The organism is Methanosaeta sp. UBA458, from assembly GCF_002496085.1.
In the GTDB taxonomy this organism is placed as follows: Archaea; Halobacteriota; Methanosarcinia; order Methanotrichales; family Methanotrichaceae; genus Methanothrix; species Methanothrix soehngenii.
This window is the reverse complement of sequence record NZ_DAIK01000014.1, coordinates 1-3,124: the sequence shown is the minus strand read 5'-3', so window position 1 is coordinate 3,124 and position 3,124 is coordinate 1. Positions and strand designations below refer to the sequence as shown.

Here is a 3,124-nt window from a genome sequence, read left to right as displayed (position 1 = left end):
ACGGTATCCTTTTTAACCAAAGTTCACCATAATTAACATATGGACGCTTCGAAGAAAGGAATGCCTCCGCCTGCGTCAGTATCAATAGGGGCAAAGATTGCGCCCGCTGAAGCAGCGCAGATCCGGGAGCTGCTCGAGGCGGGATTGTACCTCAATGAGTCCGATTTTGTCAGAGACGCCATCAGGCACAGATTGTCTGAAATCAAGGTCATCAAATGCAGGGAAGTCGATTTCCAGACGGCCAAGAAAGAGATTTTGGGCTACTACAAGGCCAGAGGGGAAGCCTATCCAGATGAGGCAGCAAGGGATCTTGAGCTTGATTTTGATCTGGTGATGAAAGCAACTGGCGAGCTGCGCCGGGAAGGCAGGCTGGTGGAAGCATAGCAGACTGTCATGAGATAGGCGATACTCTGCATGCCTCGAAGATCTATGCCGAGGCCAGAAAGTTAGAAGGTCCGAGAGTCATTGTGAAGACTGGCAGTCATAAGGCTCTTTTGCGTAGATTTATATCTGAAAAAGGAGAAATTGAAGACCAATGAAACGCCTTTATGACTACACTGTAATCCTTCGCCCCGAAGACAATGGTACATTTGTGGCCTATGTACCTGCAATTCCTGGCTGCCATGCCTGGGGCCAGACCCCCCAGGAGGCTCAGATGGAGCTGACAAACGTCTTCGAGATGATACGGGATGAGTACAAAGAAGAAGGGCGCATGCTTCCCGCGGATATTGATGCGTTGGCTACTCATGCCTGCCAAAGCTAAAGACCTGCAAAAAGCAGCCAGAAAACTTGGATTTCGAGTGGTAAGGCAAAAGGGCAGCCATGCCAGATGGAAACATCCCGATGGCCGAGCCACAACCATTCCCATACATGGCAATAGCGAGATTGGAGGCTGGCTTTTGTACGAAATTTTAAAACAGCTTGAAATAACAGAGGAAGAATTTAGAAAGCTCTTAGAATAAGGCGCGATGTTCTGGAGACAGACATCCCAACAGTAATCCACGCCCTCTGAGCAGATCCAGGTGGCAATCTCCGGCGCACACAAGTCTACGAGCCGCCCGCGGACACGGGAGTACCGTATGCAAACCCGAAGGTTTTTTAAATAGATCTTCCAGATAAAGACTGAGCATAAAGGGATCGAATGAGATCGATTATAATCTTAGCGTTATCTTTGTTCCTGATAGGGCCATGCATCGCATATGCGGAAACGATGGCCGAACCTGAGAATATCAGCATTTCAGGAGATGGCCAGGAGGCATCACAGGAGTTTTTCCTGGATGAAGGCCTGTCGATATTCTCCATGAAGCACTCCGGTTCGAGCAACTTCGCCGTCTGGCTGCTGGATAGCAGTGGTAATAAAGTCGATCTGCTGGCCAATGAGGTCGAGGATTTTGATGGCGCAAAGGCCGTGGGGATATCTCAATCGGATGACTTTGTTTTGGATATAGAGGCTGATGGTCCATGGCTGGTGGATATAAGCCAACCAAGACCCGAGACTGCCCAAAGCGTTCCAATCACATTTAGCGGAACAGGACAACAAGTCCCCCCATTATTCGAGTTAGGCCCGGGACTGGCACGGTTCGAAATGGAGCATGATGGGAAGAGAAATTTTGCCATATGGCTGCTGGATAGCAATGGGGAGATGGTTGATCTCCTGGTAAACGAAATTGGCCCATTTGATGGATCAAAAGCAACAGGCATAGAAGATAGGGGAATATACTGCCTAGACATCAGTGCGGACGGCAATTGGAGGATAAATATCAGCCAATGAAGACTCATAGATGTATGCTGCGGGCTGGAAAATCTCTTGTGTGTGGGTGGTGGAGAAGGTCAATCCCACAAAGAAAGGCAACCGGTCCTATCACTATTGGATGGCTATGAAAGCCACGTCCCTGGCTATTAAGATCTAAATAGCAAGAATTACCAGGTAATATCTATGTGCGAGGTTCTAGAGCGCCGGATCATAACCCGAGATCTCCCTTACAACCTGGAGGAATCTAGCGGTGAGAGAGAAATCACCAGAGGACTTATGAGACTCTCGCAGCAGGCGCTATCTAAATATGTAGATAATGAGCCTGACATCTATTGATGAGAGGAAAGATCGTTGTAGTTCCATTCCCTTTTACAAAATCGATTCTGAACCCAGATACCATAAATGGTGCTGCAGACCTGGCCAGCCATTATGCCCCATAACTCCTGAAATATGGATAAGAAGGAGGGAGGCAAAAGTCAATTGGATGTAGGAGGGAAAAATAGCCATCGACTTTCGCCAACATACTATACGTTAATTGCCGATATAAAACCTTTCGCTTCAAGCTTCAAGCTGAAAAGATCATTTCCACCCCAAAGAAATCACCAAGAGAATGAGATCTCAAGTCCCAGGCAGGCCAGCGCCGAAAATCCACAGCGCCCTTGTCGGAGGAGCCGATCACCGAAGTGATGGCCAGATCCCGACGATATTTAAGCCAGGCTTTGGTTCTTTGACATTGTCTGGAATTGATGAGAATGCACAGAGTTTCTTGCCGCTGCAGCACATCCTGCTATAATGCAGACCAAGTTGAAAAAAGGAGATGGGTATTGGCTGCGATTACACGCAGGGCAGCCAATCAACGCTGATTGCGCCGCAGGTGGAATTACCCCAGAGCTGTATGAACTTTTGAATGGCGAAGACGCCGGTCAAATCCTCGACCGATCTGCCGTACTCAGCATGGCGGCCCTTGAGCAGCTTGTTGGGCGCAGGATCCCTAGAGATCCAGCCGATATGAGCAACGCCGATGACGTTGCTGTTGAGGTTTGCTTCAAGAACTCCAGTGCAACAATCCTTATCCAGCGTATAGCCCTCATGGTATGCATCAGTCAAGCAATAAGGACAAAAGCCGTATGACCTTGTCTTGACCTCTGTGGTCTTTTGCAGATGCTCGGCATGAGTATACATCTCAGTCAGCACAGCGCCGATTCTGTAGTTCTGCACGCACAGCTTCTCAATCCATTTTTGGTCGTAAGTGCCAGTCTGGTAAGAGACGGGCATGTACTCGAACTCAGCCTCCTTGGTGAAGTTGATGTAGTCCATTGGAACAAAACCCGTTGGATAATCACAAATCGGCTCGTCTATCCACATATCCCA

Annotated in this window: 5 protein-coding genes; 4 read left to right on the top strand and 1 reads right to left on the bottom strand. The window is 48.6% G+C overall.

Annotated features, from left to right (window positions below; translation table 11 throughout):
- The first annotated feature begins 39 nt into the window (after window positions 1-39).
- The 4 genes from BP822_RS00890 (at window position 40) to BP822_RS00875 (ending at window position 1,771) form a co-directional block, all read left to right on the top strand.
- The gene (locus tag BP822_RS00890) at window positions 40-384 is read left to right on the top strand and encodes a ribbon-helix-helix domain-containing protein (protein WP_232844340.1); all 345 of its coding nucleotides are present in this window, start codon (window positions 40-42) and stop codon (window positions 382-384) included.
- Between the two features lie 151 nt (window positions 385-535).
- A complete protein-coding gene (locus BP822_RS00885) occupies window positions 536-763 on the top strand; it encodes a type II toxin-antitoxin system HicB family antitoxin (RefSeq protein ID WP_013718813.1) in 228 nt (75 codons plus the stop codon).
- Window positions 747-962, top strand: a complete 216-nt coding sequence (locus BP822_RS00880) for a type II toxin-antitoxin system HicA family toxin (RefSeq protein ID WP_013718814.1) — start codon at window positions 747-749, stop codon at window positions 960-962. The genes BP822_RS00885 and BP822_RS00880 overlap by 17 nt, the downstream gene beginning before the upstream one ends.
- A 248-nt stretch (window positions 963-1,210) precedes the next feature.
- Window positions 1,211-1,771 carry a hypothetical protein gene (locus tag BP822_RS00875; RefSeq protein WP_157863669.1) on the top strand — a complete coding sequence of 187 codons (561 nt, stop codon included), beginning with the start codon at window positions 1,211-1,213 and terminating at the stop codon, window positions 1,769-1,771.
- An 816-nt stretch (window positions 1,772-2,587) separates the two neighbouring features.
- Here the strand turns inward: BP822_RS00875 and BP822_RS00870 are convergent.
- Window positions 2,588-3,124: hypothetical protein (locus BP822_RS00870; protein WP_286877530.1), on the bottom strand; the 537-nt coding region annotated here is incomplete at its 5' end.